We start from the raw sequence: 15,506 nt of genomic DNA, 5'->3' as shown, positions 1-15,506 counted from the left end.
CAAAACAATAAAAACCGAGGTGTAGTATGAATCTGGACACTCAAACCCGCACAGTGGTTGAACAAACGACACGTAATACCATCGGCGATGCCTTTCATCGCACCGCCATACAGTACCCGGACAAGCTGGCGCTGGAATATCAGGGTCGTAGCTGGTGTTACCAGGCGCTGGATACGGCGGTGAACCGTGTCGCTAACTACCTGCTGGCTTCGGGGCTGCAAAAGGGTGATCGCGTTGCGGCCTATGGCAAGAACTCCGATGCTTATCTGATTCTGTGGCTGGCTTGCACCCGTTCCGGCCTGATTCACGTGCCGGTTAACTTTTCACTGACCGAGCGTGAACTGGTCTACGTTCTGACGCAATCCGGGGCGCGTGCGCTGTTCGCGGATGACAGCCTCAAGGCCTTTGTCGAGGAGGTCGGTGATCAGCTGGATCTGTTTATCCAGGGCAGCCTGCATTCGGATAATGCCGAAGGACGCGATGATATCCTGCAATTGGCCAAAGGTGGTGGCAGTGATCAGGCGCCAGAGATTGAACTGTCTGAGCAGGATGTGGTGCAGATTCTGTATACCTCCGGGACGACATCTGACCCGAAAGGCGCCATGCACACCCATCGTTCGCTGATGGCGGAGTACTTCAGCTGCCTGTATCACCTGGATAGCAAACCTGAAGACCGCAGCCTGGCGGCGCTGCCGCTGTACCATTCTGCGCAGATGCATGTATTTACCATGCCAAGCCTGTTGGTGGGCGCCTACAGCTATCTGCTGGATACGCCGACGCCGGATGCCATTCTGCAACTGCTCAAGGCCAAGCACCTGAACAGCTTCTTTGCGCCGCCCACAGTCTGGATTGCGCTGCTGCATCATGATGATTTTGTCGAGGCAGAGCTTCAGCACCTGACCAAACTCTACTACGGTGCCTCGATCATGCCGGAGCCCATAGTCAAGGAGCTGGGCGAACGCCTGCCGGATTCGGGGCTGTATAACTGCTACGGGCAGAGTGAAATCGCGCCGCTGGCAACGGTGCTGTCACCGGCTGAACATCAGGACCGCCCGGCGTCCTGCGGTCGTCCCGTCATTAACGTGCAAACACGGATTGTCGACCCGGCAACGGGCAACGAATGTGCCCCCGGCGAGCAGGGGGAGCTGGTGCATCGTTCGCCGCAGTTGATGATCGGCTACTGGGATAAGCCTGAAGAAACTGCTGAATCTTTTAATGGTGGCTGGTTCCACTCAGGCGACCTTGGTTATCAGGATGAGCAGGGCTATATCTGGATCGTGGATCGCATCAAGGACATCGTGAACACCGGCGGTGTGTTGGTAGCCAGCCGGGATGTGGAAGAAGCGCTCTACACCTACCCGGGAATTGATGAGGTTGCAGTGATCGGGGTGCCCGATGACAAATGGATCGAGGCGATCGCGGCCGTTGTGGTGTTGAAGCAGGATGCAGATCCAGATGCCGAAGCGCTGATCAGTCATGCCCGTGCCAACCTGGCGCCGTTCAAGGTGCCCAAACAGGTGCACTTTGTGCAGCAACTTCCGAAAAACTCATCGGGCAAACTGCTGAAGCGCAACCTGCGCCAGCAGTTCAGCACATCAGCCTGAAATTGAACAAGGTCGGGGCCGTAGGGTCCCGGTACTGTGAAGGGAGATATGCAAAATGAGCAGCACGGGTGTATCGGTTGAAACACAGGGGGCAGTCAGGTTATTGAGACTGGATAACCCTGCACGCAAAAATGCACTGACAAGCCAGATTTACGAAGCGCTGATCGCTGAACTGAAAGCGGCGGATGAAGATGAGAGCGTGCGTGCACTGGTATTCACGGGATCATCCAAGGTGTTTTGCAGCGGCAACGACCTGAATGATTTCCTGGAAAATCCTATTCGCGATAGCGAACATCCGGTGTACCGGTTTATGCAGCAATTCAACCGGTTACAGAAACCTGTTGTAGCAGCGGTGGAAGGACACGGCGTGGGCATTGGCTGCACGCTGCTGATGCATTGCGACCTGGTGGTTGCGGGTGAAAGCAGCTGGTTACAAATGCCGTTTGTCCATTTGGGCATCTGTCCTGAGTTTGCATCAACCTGGATCCTGCCACAGCTGGCAGGGCGACAGAAAGCCTCGGAATTGCTGTTGCTGGGCGAGCGCTTGGAGGCACAGGCAGCGGCAGATGCCGGGTTGATCAATCGGGTCGTCGCAGATGGTGAGGCGCTGGCGTCTGCCCTGGCCTATGCAGAACGGCTGGCTTCCGCGCCGCCGAAGGCGATGCAGGCGGCGAAGAAACTGATGCGACAATCAGAGCAGGCATCAATTGATGGTGCGATGAGTCGGGAGCTGGACCAGCTAGTGACGGCGCTGCAGGGTGAAGAGTTTGCGGCGGCCGTCAATGCGTTCAAGGCTCGTAAAACCGCAAAAGAGTCAAATGCTGGGGCGTCCTGAAGGCAGTGTTATCTCGGAGACAAGGGGCGATGTTTTCGTTAGGCTGAGCTTCAGGGATTCACACCGAATTATAAGGATTTGCGCCTATGACATCGCCCATCGTTAGCACCCAGTGGCTGCAGGATAATCTTGACCGGGAAGGGCTGGTAATACTGGATGCCAGCATGAGCAAGGTGATTGGCAAAGAGCCCATCACCTATGACACACCGGTGTATATACCCGGCAGCCAGTTCATCAATCTGGAGCAGGAACTCTGTGATTTGAACTCGGACCTGGTGCATGCCTTTCCAACATCCGAGCAGTTTGCAAGGGAAGCACAGAGGCAGGGAATTACAGCAGATACCACCGTCGTGATTTACGACAACCAGGGTATTTACGCCTCACCTCGCGCCTGGTGGATTTTCAAGGCTTTCGGGTTTGATCAGGTATATGTATTGGATGGCGGGCTGCCAAAATGGATGGCCGAAGGGCGTGCTCTGACAGATAAGTTGAAACCACCGGTTAGCCTGGATGAGGTGCCGAGTGTGAGTTTTCTGGATGAGAGCGTGCGCGACGCGGGGTATTTGTTACAGAGGTTGGGCAAGGGCCAGCTGAATATTCTGGATGCACGCGCCCAGGCTCGCTTTCTCGGTGAAGCAGAAGAGCCAAGGCCCGGATTGCGCTCAGGCCATATACCGGGTTCCATCAACTTGCCCTTCACTCAGGTGCTCAACGATATCGAATTCAAACCCGACCATGAGCTGGCGGAACTCTTCAGCCAACTGCCCATGGCAGCCGAACGGTCGAGTGTTTTCAGCTGTGGCTCAGGTATCACGGCATGCATTATCCTGTTGGCTGCTGCAATTGCAGGCCATGACAACCTTAGCCTCTATGATGGCTCCTGGTCGGAGTGGGGCGCTGATGAGAACTTGCCAATCGAGTAATCTGTCTTTCGGCCCCGGTGACTCACGACCAGGGTGGGTGATCTTTATGCTGGCGCTTCATGGAATGCATTAGCGCTTGTTTGTCGTGCTCATTCAGCCACTCGTCCATCCACGCTTGAAGCTTACTGACCTTCAATGGCAGCTTGCGCCAGGTCTTGTAAGCTTTGAGGTGCTTCTTGGTTGGCTGTTTGAGCTTACTGCCCGGCTTACAGCCGGCATCCGGGAAATGTGCCTTGGTCGTGAACTGATGATCAATCCACCAGGCTACAAACGCTTTATCTTTCCGCTCAAGCTTCACTGCTGCCTACCCTCATCACTGTATGGTGATGAATACACTAAAACCAGTCCGTGAACCCTTGGTTACAGAATAGACAAAGGCTTTTAAGCTCCAAAAACCAAACCTGTTACAGGTAACTTGTTGGCAGGCAAGCTGTGATAAAGTCGACGGCTTTTCGGCCAGGAGCCGTTTTAGTCACTGGAGACTTAGGGACAAGCCATGAAACTCCACTTATCACTGTTGCTCGCGATTATCGTCTGGCCGCTGCAGACGCTGGCGGTTGGATTTGAACGTGTATCCATCAACGCTCCAACCCCAATCCAGGTGGGTATCTGGTATCCCGCTGATGCGCTTGTACCCAAGGCTATCAACTCACCTTTCCGCCAGGCACTGGCGCTGAATGCCAAGGTCTCTGGTGATCATCTGCCGCTGGTTATCCTGTCACATGGCTATGGTGGCTGGATGGGTGGACATGCCGATGCTGCGCTTGAACTGGCGGAGGCCGGATATATCGTCGCGGCCCCTGAACATCCGGGCAATAACAGCGAGGATGAATCGGCGAGCACGGCAGAGTGGCTGGTGTCCCGCCCAGCCGATATTTCAACGGTTATCGATTACATGTTGGAAGACTGGCCTGCGGCAGAGCATATCGCGGCCGAGAGGATTGGTGTTTATGGCTTCTCGGCAGGCGGTTATACCGCGCTGGTAGCGGCAGGTGCAGTACCTGATTTCCAGCAGGCACTGCAGCATTGCGAGAGCAATCCGCAGGAATTTACTTGCGAAATCGGCATGTTGGAGGGGATCGATCCCGACTCCTTGGGCAAAGAGGTACAGGCCGTGGCGGGGGATGACCGCATCAAAGCGATTAGCATTGCGGCACCGGGCTTGAGCTACATGTTTGACGAATCTGCCTTGGCGGCAGTGAAGACTCCTGTTCAGCTCTGGTCGGGTGCAGTGGATGTTCGGGTTCCGCATAAGACCAACGGCGCCAAACTGGCATTGCATCTGCCGAACGTTGTAGAAACGCATGTAGTCGAGAAAGCCGGACACTTTTCCTTCCTGGCTGAATGCAATCCCAAGCTTAAAGAGCACAACCCGCGCATTTGGAATATGGTGTGTGTCGATGCTGAAGGCTTTGATCGCGGTGCTTTTCATGAGCAGCTGAACAGCGCACTGGTTGATTTCTTTGATAAGGTTTTGCAGCTGTAAGCCGATGTTGTTGAATCCAGCCTTGTGGTTTATACGAGTGCCCTGGAGGCAGGGCACCTCTCACGTTTAAACACTCTTCAGTTACCAAACATGGCTCGGTGCAGCATGCCGAAATGTTCAAAGGTGTAATCCGCCAGGTGGGAATAATCGGGCAGGGTGGTGAAATTCACCAGGCAGGACTTCATGTTCGCGTTGCGGCCTGCTTCCAGGTCATAACGGTAATCTCCGACCATGAGCATCGACTCGGGTGATAGACCAAACTCCTCTGCAACCTGGAGCAGGGCAGACGGGTCCGGCTTGGGCTTGGAGTTTTCTCGCGTGATAACTCGTTCAATCGGGATGGAATTGCGCTCGATTTTGGCCTGAGACGACTTCAGGGAGTTACGCGTCACAATGGCCATGGGAATCCCTTGTTGATGGCAGGCCTCAACAAATGACCGAGCACCAGGAATCCACTCACAGCTTTCTGCATCCAGCCGCTCATGCCGATGAATCACTTCCATGGCGGCTTTCTGTATGTCTTCAGGCTGAGTCTTTAAGTAAGTCAGCACATCCGCATCGACAGGGCAGCCAATCTCCCGCTTGATAGCCGGAAAATCAAGAGAAGATGACACGAGGGTGCCATCGAGGTCGAAAATGATGCCTTGTAGCTGTTTCACGCGGGAGCCTCTGGGCAGTCGAATTGTTTCATCCATCAGCTTAGGGTGGATGAATTCAAGTTATTAAAAGTCTATACGTAGAGCGCCTGATGATTGGTTCACATTAGGCGATTCCACACACTAATACAGTGTAACTGATTTAGCCGCATGCGGGATTAGTAGCGGTATTGCGGTAAATTGAATCGAAGATATAAATAAAAGTGAAAATTATTACATATATAATCAAAGTAGATAATTCAACTCATTAATATTTTTTTCTTTTATGATTCGTTTAAGGTTAAACCCTTTGTTGTTTGTGTAATCAATATTCGCACCATACTTAATTAGAATCTTGACAGAGGCTATATTCTTATTTAATGCAGCTATTAAAAGAGGTGTGTTATATGGGGCGCTGTCATCTATACTAAAATTAGGGTCAAATGATTTAGATAAGAAAAATTCCAATTGGTCTTCTTTCCCATTGGTGGCGGAAGTTTGAAATATTATTCCATTGGCTATACTATTCTTTAGCTTTTTTTCCGAGATTGATTCTATTATATCGTTAAGCGTTTCAGTGTTATTACTTGAGACTAAAATGTGAAAGACATTCAAGCCATTGATGTTTCTGTGGTTGAAGTCAGCACCACTTTTCAGAAGAATCTTTACACCTTCAATGTTGTTGTTGATTGCTGCAAGAAGTAGAGGTGTGTTATAGAGTGAGTTTTTGGAGCAATCGAGTATTTTGGGGTTAGGGTTAGCACCTGCATCGATTAGCATTGATAGAACTTCGTTACTGGACCATTGCGCGGCATTTTCTATGGGAGTCAAACCTTTTAAACTGGCCATGTTTGGGTCAGCCCCTGCTTTTAGAAATAAACTAGTGACTTCTTTATCGTTATAGATAGAAGAAATAAGTAAAATTACGGCGCCGCAGGAATTAGAAATATTTGGGCTGTTTGTTTTTTTCAGGAGATTGATTGCAGTTGTATTATTTCCTCTGATTAAATCTATGATTGCCACATTGACGGGGGTGTTCGGGTCATTATATCGCTCACAAACGCATTTGGCGAAGGTGTTAGTACTGGTTAAAAATATTAATAAAATACTAAAGTATGAGATTTTCATGGCTATTAAAATTTAATATCTAAGTTATTTTAAATAAAAAATCAAGGGTGAAATTTATTCTAATGCAACTAATCGTCCTTCTTTTGTTCCATAATATAAGGCTTTTTTATCCAAAATTAAGGCAGTTGAAATAACGTATGGGCTCTCGTGGGTCCATTTCAAATCGCCATTCTTTATGGAAAAGCCATGTATGCTTTTTTGTGTAGGTATATAAGCATTGTTGTGTGAAAGGCTAGCATATCGGGTAATAAATTCTCCTAAATCATAACCCCAAAGCAGATCATGATTATTGTCCATGGCATAAATGGATTTTTTATCTGTGAATATTATTGCTTCACCATTGGATGCCAAATGTGAGGTTGTTTCTATTTAAAATAATTCTTGATAATTTTCTTTTAACAAATCAAAAACGGTCACTTTTGTTAAAGAGCCTCTACTCCCAAAACCAGAGGCATACATTTTTCCATCGACTAAAATTGGTAGTGACAAATAGTTAAGTTCAGTTTGAAATTGTGCTGGTTCTCCAAAGGTCCCATCGATAAAATCATAAATATTAATGATCGCCCCGCAGCAGGTTGAGGAACTTGGAATGATAAGCTTTGATTTAAAAAAAAGAGGTGGCCCTATCTGTGTATTTAGTTGTATTTGGCTTTTTTCTTTTAGGGTTTTAATATTTATAGAATAAATAATGCCTTCGTTATTACCTGCTATAAGATAATCTCCACTCTTTATAAATGGGCCAAATATTGATCCTTCTTTTTGGATCGTTTTTTCCTTCTTGCCATTATTGATGTTAAAGAATATAATCTCACCATTATTATTTCCATCTATTAATGTTTCTCCGAAAATGAAAAGCTGAGATGTTATGGGGTACTCAAGGTGGCGCGACCAGTTAAGATTTCCATTTGATTTATCTATAGAAAATAATTTATTATCATTACTTGTTACATATACGTTCTGGCTATCGACAATTGGAGAAATCAAGATAGCATGCTTTGATAGTTCTACATCCCATTTTATATCTCCTCGATACTCTTTTTTTATGTTTTTGTAGTGGCTTGACTGCGAATAGTCCCCTCTATAAAGCGTCGCTCCATATGAAACGCTTGAGGCTATAATTAATAGTAAAGATAGTAATCTGATTGAATGTTTCGTGTTTTTCTTGATGTTGATTTTAATTATTTCTGAAGTATGCATGTTGTTTTATGGTAAAGTTATGTTTATAAATCTATAAGATGATCACCTGGTTTTACCACCGGTAGAAGCTGAAGTATGATCTTCAGGTAGGCGCACCGCATGAATGGAGCCGCCATTTGTAGCAAAGTAAATAATCCCATCTTCGATAGCTGGGGTTCCCGGGATTGGATGCCTGGTAGGGTAGTAATAAACTCTCTTACCTGTTTTTTCATCAAGGCCAATAACTCCTCCGGCTTGTGTTCCAGCATATACTCTCCCTTCATAGGGCACTAAAGCTCCTAAAACTCTACCTCGCACAGGTACATCCCACACAGGGTAGAGGTTTCGTTTTGAAAGAGCATGTACGCGTCCATCATTGGATGAAACATAAATATTTCGGCTCGATGAAGATAAACGCCCTGGGCTTGCGCCAGCTTCAATATGACGGCGACCTAGAATACGACCAGTGTTAGCGTCAAACGCATAAACGTCAGCGGCCGTTGAGTGTTGGATTTTATTAACAGTATAAATTACGCCATCATCATAAATGAGTGATTTTGATCTTTGGCCTTGATCAATTGAATCTTCTTCACCAAGTCGCCATTCAGAAGTGAAGCGCCATACAACCTTCTTATTTTCAGTATCTATGGCGAATACATCTTGATATTGATTTTTCATATAAAGATTAAGTTTATTGATATAGAAATCAGAATCAAAGCCGCCTAGTCTTACATCATTCAAGTTGAAATCAAAAAATTTTATTTGTTTTTTTTGTTCTATGTTAAATTTAAAAAGTTCAGTTGTTGTTGAATAATAAATTTCGTCTGCGATTTTTTGATACGAAAGTACTTTTGTTTTTGTGATGCTATCTAGTAGGCCATTTTTTCGATTTATTATGTGTAGTTTCTCAGGATTTTTACAGTCCTTTGTGCTGCGAGGGTAAAATGTTATATATGAAGCATTTGTTCGTGTTAATACATGATCTTTAGTTACAATTATTTTTTTTTGTAGTGGGCATTTTAAATCTATTTTCCAATTAAGATGGCCGTTTTTTGAAAGTGAATATATCTTGTTTTTTTTATCTGTAAAATAAAGGGTGTCATCAAATATTATGATTGGGCTTGTGGAAAATTCTGGTAATGAATAGCTCCATATCTCATATTTATTTTTTTTGTAATTAGAAATATAATTAAAAAACATTGTAAATGAAACTAATATCATCACCCATATAATAATATTACGCATCATAAAGCTTTTCATTTTCGTGTTTTATAGTTTTCGATGCGCTGGAGCGTGCATGACTTTGATCTGATAATCCAGTCTCCAGATTGGTTGAGGTGACTAGAGTAGCTAGTGGTTCGTTTACTGGAGTTAGCTGGAGATGAATTCTGATTTTGAGCAGACTCAGAGTCCTTGAAGGTTATTTCTCCGTGAGCAGCTGGTTTTTGGATACGAGCAAGCGGTCGCTTATTAAATAATAATGAAGAGGGATCGCTGGAGATCGGCTCAGCGACAACAGCCGTTTTAACGGCGGTAGCAGGGCGTGTGTGGGTTTCGCCCGCACGTATAGAGGGCTTGTTCATGAAACATTCCTTGTTGATCGTGACTCACAATGATTGAAACCTGAGTCGGGCTACATCCTGATAGCCAAGCGTACTATATCGCAATTTGTAAGCATTAACACACGTAGAAAACTGATGCCTGTTCACAAGACCAATGTGTTAACCGGCCTGAAGCTTGTTTACGTCAGGGGCATCCATATTCTTTAATGCAGCAATAGCTTAGATCAGTACTCACTGCTTAAAATCAAATTATTGACTGCGTTGGTGATGAGGTCGGGACGAACCTGTGTACTTGGTACTGCCTGCTCGAACCAGAAGCTCATCGGCTGATCGAAGCCGATGCCATGCATGAAGTTATAAATTGCTTTACGCAACCCTTCACCCAGCATTTCATGATCAGTACCGGTCGGGTCGATAAATTCGACATCGTTTTCAGCAAACAGGATCTCGTCAGGTTCGACCAGGGTAATGCCGTACTGTTCGGGGTACATGCCGATCGGGCTATGTACAGTGGCGACGAAGCGATGCCAGTACGCGGATTGGAAACAGCCCTGCTGCATCATTTGCCGTACCATCTCCAGAGAATCGACGGTTTCCTGCTCAGTTTGGGTTGGGAAGCCATACATCAAATAGGCATGTACCAGGATACCTGCATCGCTGAAAGCCTTGGTCACGCGGGCGACCTGTTCAACGCTAACGCCTTTTTTCATCAGTTTCAGCAGACGATCCGAAGCAACTTCCAGACCGCCACTGACTGCGATACAACCCGAGTCAGCCAACAGCTGGCAACGCTCGGGGGTAAAGGTTTTTTCAAAACGGATGTTGCCCCACCAGCTGATCACCACATTGCGTTCAATCAGCCTCTGCGCCAAGGCAAACGTAAGCTTGGGTGGCAGCGCCTCATCGACGAAGTGGAAGCCTGATTGTCCGGTCTCTTCGATGAGTTCTTCGATTCTGTCGACCAGTTCATCGGCACTGGCGGCATCGTAGCGGTCAATGTAGTCCAGACTGACGTCACAAAAGCTGCATTTGCGCCAATAACAGCCATGCGCGATGGTCAGCTTGTTCCAGCGCCCATCACTCCAGATACGGTGCATGGGGTTGAGCATCTCACACAGGGACAGGTACTCGCCCAGCGGCAGGCCATCATATACCGGCGCCCCGACCTCGGACTGCGGTATGTCATGCAGCGCCTTGTTCTCATTGAAGTGGACGTATGGCTCGCCATCTTCATCTTCGGCAAGGAAGTAGGTGCGGACCAGGTCATCTATTTCACGCTGCCCGCCCAGGAATTCCAGCAGCGTCATAAAGGGACGTTCGCCATCATCCAGACAGATGAAGTCGACAAATTCGAAAACGCGAGGATCCTTTAGGGCACGCAGCTCGGTATTGATAAAGCCGCCTCCCATGACGACCGGGATATCAGGGTCGACGGCCTTGCAGGTTTGCGCAATGCGCAATGCGCCCAGCATGTTGCCGGGGAAGGGGACTGTGAGTGCAACAACCGAGGGTTGTGTCTCTTCAAGATACTGCTCGACCAGCTGTTCCAGGATTTCCGAGCTGAAGCTCGGCTCATCCATCAGCGTGTCATAGAGGTTGTCGAAGCTTGGATTTGCTGCTGCCAGTTGCTCACCATAACGGCTCACCTCAAAATAGGGGTCAACTCCCTGGGTGATGACAGCTGACAGGTCGTTGATGAACAGGGTGGCCAGGTATTTGGCTTTGTCCTGTACGCCCAGGTTACCAAAAGCGGCTTTCAATACATCACCGGAAACGGCTTCCATCTGTGCAATGGCGTCAAATGCCGGTCCCTCCGGCAAGAAACGACGCGAATTGATGCGCAGTGCCAGGCTGGGGTCTTTGCCCTGCAAGAAGCGGATCGCTGCTTCAACGGTTTGTTGGTAACGATCAAACTCGGCCAGGAAGTTGAAGATCACTGGCGGCAGCTCATCATCCTCAAACTGCTCGTAGTTGGCTTCAACATGCTGACGAATAATTTCCAGCGCAGGGGCTGTCATCATCTCAAGAAACAGCTCGATAGCCGGATCCCGCTGTACCGCCTCATACCCGCGAGAACGTAAAAAGCCCGTTAAATACGCGGTTGCCGGGTAGGGCGTATTCAACTGGGTCATTGGGGGAGTCATGAGAAGAACGGTCATTAGCCAGCCTGCAGATCAAAAGCCTTGAGAGCTCGGGTGTCACCGAGCGTGGCGACCCTGACGGTCACCAAAACAAGTGTGGATCCTAGCAAATGCGCTATATACGTACTACTTGAATCTACAGTGTTTGTGGCCTTTGAGGCTTTCAACTCAAGTCTCTGAATTAGCTGTAAACCAGGCTGATGGCCCGTCAAGTAGCACAGGCTGTAGTGTTTAACGATTAGAGGGCTGGGTTTATCGGGGCTGACATTGATGGAGGGGGGCGATGTCGTTTTGGCCGCACATGGGTTGGAAAGTGCAATAAAAAAACCGCACCATCTCGGGGAAGAATGGTGCGGCTCTTCAACATTTCGCACACTAATGGCACACGGAAATGTTTGTGTTTTGTAACCCCTTGATAAACAAGGGGCTACTGAACCAAATTAGAACTGGTTCATAGTGTTGTCTTTACCGGAAGCTTTCAGTGCAGCGTCACCAGAGAAGTACTCTTTGTGATCGTCGCCCATGTCAGAACCAGCCATGTTCTGGTGCTTAACACATGCGATGCTCTGACGGATTTCCTTACGCTGTACGCCAGCCACGTAGCCAAGCATGCCAGCTTCACCGAAGTACTCTTTGGCCAGGTTGTCAGTAGACAGGGCCGCAGTGTGGTAAGTCGGCAGTGTGATCAGGTGGTGGAAGATACCTGCTTCACGGGCAGCGTCGGCCTGGAAGGTACGGATCTTCTCGTCTGCAGCTGCAGCCAGTTCAGTCTCGTCGTACTCAACGCTCATCAGGTTAGCGCGGTCGTAGGCAGATACGTCCTGACCAGCTTCAGCCATGGCATCGAATACCTGCTGACGGAAGTTCAGAGTCCAGTTGAAGGACGGGCTGTTGTTGTAAACCAGCTTGGCATTCGGCACTGCTTCACGGATGCGGTTAACCATGCCAGCGATCTGACCAACGTGCGGCTTCTCGGTTTCGATCCACAGCAGGTCAGCACCGTTCTGCAGAGACGTGATGCAGTCCAGAACTACGCGGTCTTCGCCAGAACCTTTCTTGAACTGGAACAGGCCAGAGGCCAGACGCTTCGGCTTCAGCAGCTTGCCGTTAGCCTTAACAACCACGTCACCGTTGTCGATGTCGGCAGCGCTCTCGATGTAGTCGCCGTCCAGGAAGCTGTTGTACTGGTCGCCCAGGTCGCCCGGTTCGTTAGTAACAGCGATCTGCTTGGTCAGGCCAGCACCCAGGGAGTCGGTACGTGCAACGATAACACCGTCTTCAACACCCAGCTCCAGGAACGCGTAGCGTACGGCGCGGATCTTGGCCAGGAAGTCGGCGTGCGGAACGGTTACTTTACCGTCCTGGTGGCCACACTGTTTCTCGTCAGATACCTGGTTTTCGATCTGGATCGCACAGGCACCGGCTTCGATCATTTTCTTGGCCAGCAGGTAAGTTGCTTCTTCGTTACCGAAACCGGCGTCGATGTCAGCGATGATCGGCACTACGTGAGTCTGGAAGTTGTCGATCTGACCCTGCAGTTCAGCTTCTTTAGCTGCGTCGCCAGCTTCGCGAGCGTCGTCCAGCTGACGGAACAGGCCGCCCAGTTCACGAGCGTCAGCCTGACGCAGGAAGGTGTACAGCTCTTCGATCAGAGACGGTACAGATGTTTTTTCGTGCATGGACTGGTCGGGCAGCGGACCGAACTCAGAACGCAGTGCAGCGATCATCCAACCGGACAGGTACAGGTAACGCTTGTTGGTGCTACCGAAGTGCTTCTTGATCGCGATCAGTTTCTGCTGACCGATGAAACCATGCCAGCAGCCCAGGGACTGGGTGTACTGCGCAGTGTCTGCGTCGTAGTCGGCCATGTCCTGGCGCATGATCTTGGCGGTGTAGCGGGCAATGTCCAGACCGGTTTTGAAACGGTTCTGCAGACGCATGCGAGCAGCGTATTCAGGGTTGATCGCTTCCCAAGAGTCACCCGCAGCAGTGCGAGCGGTTGCGATGGCGTCGATCTCATTTTTGTAAGCTGACATGGTCATTCCTTCACAGTGTTTGTGTTTAGGTAATGTCGGGACGGGCGACGGTAGCCAATCCCTGATCTTGCATCCGGACTGTTTGGGGCAGTCCCGATGTGTTGGAACGAATGATGATCCTCCCAATTCTAGGAGTCAAAGCGATTTTGTGCAGAGCAAAAAAGATGTAGTCAGACTACACTCGGGATGATGACAAAACTGTAAAATGACTACAGCCGGTTTCACGACGTAAAATCTCTGCAGGCCAGAAGCCACGCAGTTTTGAGGCGCTAAAACCAAAGGCTTAGCCACTTTGGTATGAGGATTAAAAAGACAAATTTACAAAAAATATATGGAATAACCAGCATCTTTAATATTCCATAAAATTCTATAAAGGGTTTACTACATTTCCTGAAAAATTCGCAATTTCAACAGCTTATAATGGTTTCTCTTACGACCAAAGTCGAGCAGATACAAAAAAGCCACCTCGCAAGGAGGTGGCTTGGGTATTACGGAGGCCTGTTAAATCAGTCTTCGAGGTACACAGAGCCCTGATTTAACAGGCTTGTAACCAGAGCTGAAAGCTCGGTCTCAGGGCTAAGGTTTGCCTGGCCCTGAGCACAGATTTCACAGGCGAAGGTGATTGCTGCAGGTGCGTAAAGATCATGAGATTGACCGTCTGCAAACAGCACCAGGTGATCCTCGCTGAAGCGATGGAAGGCAAGACGCGCGCCTTCGCTTAGAAAAACGGTAGCGCCTTCAGCCGACTGCTCATCAACCTCCGATTGCGTCCAGTCGTGATCACCACCGGCCAGGTCTGGATACTTTGGATCGGTCATGGCACGCCCCAGCCAGTTGGCCAGCAAGGCATCATCATTCAGGTACTGAGACAGCGCCTTGCGTACGCGCTGAATGGCCTGGGCATCCATTTCACCCGGGTTGTCAGGGATGCTCAGGTCAGGGTCTTCATAACGCAGGTCGCTGCTGAGGCTATCGTTCAGGTGACTGCTCAGCCCCTGCAGGATTTCGGCATGGGATGGGGCGCGGAAGCCGATAGACCAGGTCATGCAGCCATCTCCCACCCCGACGCCGTTATGTCCAACACGCGGGGGCAGGTACAGCATGTCGCCGGGGTGCAGGTCGAAGCTTTCTTCGGAGTGCCATTCCGGCAGAATCATCACTGGCGTGTTCTCACGGCGCGGCGAGTCTTCGCCGTACAGACCACCGAACTCCCAACGACGAACACCTTCTGCCTGCAGCAGAAATACATCATAGTTATCGTAATGGGGGCCGACACCACCACCATCACTGGCGTAACTGATCATCAAGTCATCACGGCGCCAGCTCGGAATAAAGTCAAAGGCTTGCATCAGTGGTGCCACTTCGGGTACCCAATGATCGACAGCCTGCACCAGAAGGGTCCAGGGTTTGGCACCCAGAGACGCGAAGCGGTCTTCGGCAAAGGGGCCGTGCTCAAGCGACCAGTCACCGTTATTCGGGTCGGTTTCGATCAGTCGCGATTCAATGTCCTCTTCGCAGGCCAGGCCGGCCAGCTCATCAGCACTGATGCAGGGTTCGAAGTCAGGAAAGGCGTTACGGATTAGCAGCGGCTTTTTCTGCCAGTATTCGCTCAGGAAACGCTCGGCGGAAAGGTCACCCCAGTTGATTTCAGCGATCAAGGTTCAGTAACCCCGACATTTCTGCGACAGCATCTTCCATCTCGGCCATGACTTTGCGGGTGTCACGGGCAGAAAGGGCGGCCTTGCGGTCATTACCCACCATACGCATACACTTCTGGATACGTTCCATGCATTCATGTACACCGCGTACGTTGAACTCGAACTGCTCGAAGTCCTTGGCGGTTTGGCTCAGGCTGTCACGCAGAGCTTCCGCCTGTGCGGCCAGTTCATTGAGTGAGTTGGAATGGCTCATGCTCTCTCCCCAGGTCCAGATATCGTTGTTGTATAACCTTACTTTAACGAGGCTTAAGCCCCGCTGGCC

The 15,506-nt window shown here is 49.4% G+C and carries 15 protein-coding genes; 4 read left to right on the top strand and 11 right to left on the bottom strand.

The annotated features are described in order from the left end of the window. Positions 1-26 precede the first annotated feature (26 nt). The 3 genes from O3C79_RS11795 to O3C79_RS11785 all read left to right on the top strand — a co-directional run bounded on the left by O3C79_RS11795 (position 27) and on the right by O3C79_RS11785 (position 3,362). Entirely contained in the window at positions 27-1,604 is a 1,578-nt protein-coding gene (locus tag O3C79_RS11795; RefSeq protein ID WP_494383254.1) for a fatty acyl-CoA synthetase, read from the top strand. 55 nt (positions 1,605-1,659) lie between these two features. Then, positions 1,660-2,439 carry an enoyl-CoA hydratase/isomerase family protein gene (locus tag O3C79_RS11790; RefSeq protein ID WP_494383253.1) on the top strand — a complete coding sequence of 260 codons (780 nt, stop codon included), beginning with the start codon at positions 1,660-1,662 and terminating at the stop codon, positions 2,437-2,439. Positions 2,440-2,525: 86 nt separating this feature from the next. Then, on the top strand, positions 2,526-3,362 hold the full coding sequence (locus tag O3C79_RS11785; protein ID WP_494383252.1) for a sulfurtransferase: 837 nt from the start codon (positions 2,526-2,528) through the stop codon (positions 3,360-3,362). A 22-nt stretch (positions 3,363-3,384) separates the two neighbouring features. Here the strand turns inward: O3C79_RS11785 and O3C79_RS11780 are convergent, their stop codons facing one another. Continuing rightward, positions 3,385-3,660: a hypothetical protein gene (locus tag O3C79_RS11780; RefSeq protein ID WP_494383251.1), complete on the bottom strand. Its 276-nt coding sequence runs from the start codon at positions 3,658-3,660 to the stop codon at positions 3,385-3,387. A 198-nt stretch (positions 3,661-3,858) separates the two neighbouring features. On the opposite strand from O3C79_RS11780, the gene O3C79_RS11775 reads away from it, so the two are divergent. Continuing rightward, the gene (locus O3C79_RS11775) at positions 3,859-4,848 is read left to right on the top strand and encodes an alpha/beta hydrolase family protein (protein WP_494383250.1); all 990 of its coding nucleotides are present in this window, start codon (positions 3,859-3,861) and stop codon (positions 4,846-4,848) included. 77 nt (positions 4,849-4,925) lie between these two features. Here O3C79_RS11775 and O3C79_RS11770 read toward each other — a convergent pair whose 3' ends face one another. The 10 genes from O3C79_RS11770 to O3C79_RS11725 form a co-directional block, all read right to left on the bottom strand. Continuing rightward, complete coding sequence (locus tag O3C79_RS11770) at positions 4,926-5,507, bottom strand: HAD family hydrolase (RefSeq protein ID WP_494383249.1); 582 nt, start codon at positions 5,505-5,507, stop codon at positions 4,926-4,928. A gap of 222 nt (positions 5,508-5,729) precedes the next feature. Beyond that, positions 5,730-6,611 carry an ankyrin repeat domain-containing protein gene (locus O3C79_RS11765; RefSeq protein ID WP_494383248.1) on the bottom strand — a complete coding sequence of 294 codons (882 nt, stop codon included), beginning with the start codon at positions 6,609-6,611 and terminating at the stop codon, positions 5,730-5,732. 54 nt (positions 6,612-6,665) lie between these two features. Beyond that, positions 6,666-6,962 (bottom strand): hypothetical protein, encoded by a 297-nt coding sequence (locus O3C79_RS11760; RefSeq protein ID WP_494383247.1) that lies wholly within the window; start codon positions 6,960-6,962, stop codon positions 6,666-6,668. An 18-nt stretch (positions 6,963-6,980) separates the two neighbouring features. Continuing rightward, positions 6,981-7,808 (bottom strand): outer membrane protein assembly factor BamB family protein, encoded by an 828-nt coding sequence (locus O3C79_RS11755; protein WP_494383246.1) that lies wholly within the window; start codon positions 7,806-7,808, stop codon positions 6,981-6,983. A 42-nt stretch (positions 7,809-7,850) separates the two neighbouring features. Then, a complete protein-coding gene (locus O3C79_RS11750) occupies positions 7,851-9,035 on the bottom strand; it encodes an outer membrane protein assembly factor BamB family protein (RefSeq protein WP_494383245.1) in 1,185 nt (394 codons plus the stop codon). An 8-nt stretch (positions 9,036-9,043) separates the two neighbouring features. Further along, positions 9,044-9,370: a hypothetical protein gene (locus O3C79_RS11745; RefSeq protein ID WP_494383244.1), complete on the bottom strand. Its 327-nt coding sequence runs from the start codon at positions 9,368-9,370 to the stop codon at positions 9,044-9,046. A 203-nt stretch (positions 9,371-9,573) separates the two neighbouring features. Next, positions 9,574-11,481 carry a B12-binding domain-containing radical SAM protein gene (locus O3C79_RS11740; RefSeq protein ID WP_494383243.1) on the bottom strand — a complete coding sequence of 636 codons (1,908 nt, stop codon included), beginning with the start codon at positions 11,479-11,481 and terminating at the stop codon, positions 9,574-9,576. Between the two features lie 449 nt (positions 11,482-11,930). Continuing rightward, positions 11,931-13,526: an isocitrate lyase gene (locus tag O3C79_RS11735; RefSeq protein WP_010323180.1), complete on the bottom strand. Its 1,596-nt coding sequence runs from the start codon at positions 13,524-13,526 to the stop codon at positions 11,931-11,933. Between the two features lie 506 nt (positions 13,527-14,032). Next, complete coding sequence (locus O3C79_RS11730) at positions 14,033-15,184, bottom strand: cupin domain-containing protein (protein ID WP_494383242.1); 1,152 nt, start codon at positions 15,182-15,184, stop codon at positions 14,033-14,035. Beyond that, on the bottom strand, positions 15,174-15,437 hold the full coding sequence (locus tag O3C79_RS11725; RefSeq protein WP_010323182.1) for a hypothetical protein: 264 nt from the start codon (positions 15,435-15,437) through the stop codon (positions 15,174-15,176). Before O3C79_RS11725 ends, O3C79_RS11730 begins: the two co-directional genes overlap by 11 nt. Between the last annotated feature and the right edge of the window lie 69 nt (positions 15,438-15,506).

The sequence above is a fragment of the Marinobacterium sp. NO-S09 genome, assembly GCF_059179545.1.
This window is presented reverse-complemented; position numbering and strand designations above follow the sequence as displayed.

What these genes read in the sequence shown, in the direction of transcription:
- O3C79_RS11725 (WP_010323182.1), bottom strand. Translation starts at nt 15,437, where the DNA reads ATGAGCCATTCCAACTCACTCAATGAACTGGCCGCACAGGCGGAAGCT.
- O3C79_RS11745 (WP_494383244.1), bottom strand. Translation starts at nt 9,370, where the DNA reads ATGAACAAGCCCTCTATACGTGCGGGCGAAACCCACACACGCCCTGCT.
- O3C79_RS11785 (WP_494383252.1), top strand. Translation starts at nt 2,526, where the DNA reads ATGACATCGCCCATCGTTAGCACCCAGTGGCTGCAGGATAATCTTGAC.
- O3C79_RS11740 (WP_494383243.1), bottom strand. Translation starts at nt 11,481, where the DNA reads ATGACCCAGTTGAATACGCCCTACCCGGCAACCGCGTATTTAACGGGC.
- O3C79_RS11765 (WP_494383248.1), bottom strand. Translation starts at nt 6,611, where the DNA reads ATGAAAATCTCATACTTTAGTATTTTATTAATATTTTTAACCAGTACT.
- O3C79_RS11795 (WP_494383254.1), top strand. Translation starts at nt 27, where the DNA reads ATGAATCTGGACACTCAAACCCGCACAGTGGTTGAACAAACGACACGT.
- O3C79_RS11790 (WP_494383253.1), top strand. Translation starts at nt 1,660, where the DNA reads ATGAGCAGCACGGGTGTATCGGTTGAAACACAGGGGGCAGTCAGGTTA.
- O3C79_RS11750 (WP_494383245.1), bottom strand. Translation starts at nt 9,035, where the DNA reads ATGATGCGTAATATTATTATATGGGTGATGATATTAGTTTCATTTACA.
- O3C79_RS11755 (WP_494383246.1), bottom strand. Translation starts at nt 7,808, where the DNA reads ATGCATACTTCAGAAATAATTAAAATCAACATCAAGAAAAACACGAAA.
- O3C79_RS11735 (WP_010323180.1), bottom strand. Translation starts at nt 13,526, where the DNA reads ATGTCAGCTTACAAAAATGAGATCGACGCCATCGCAACCGCTCGCACT.
- O3C79_RS11775 (WP_494383250.1), top strand. Translation starts at nt 3,859, where the DNA reads ATGAAACTCCACTTATCACTGTTGCTCGCGATTATCGTCTGGCCGCTG.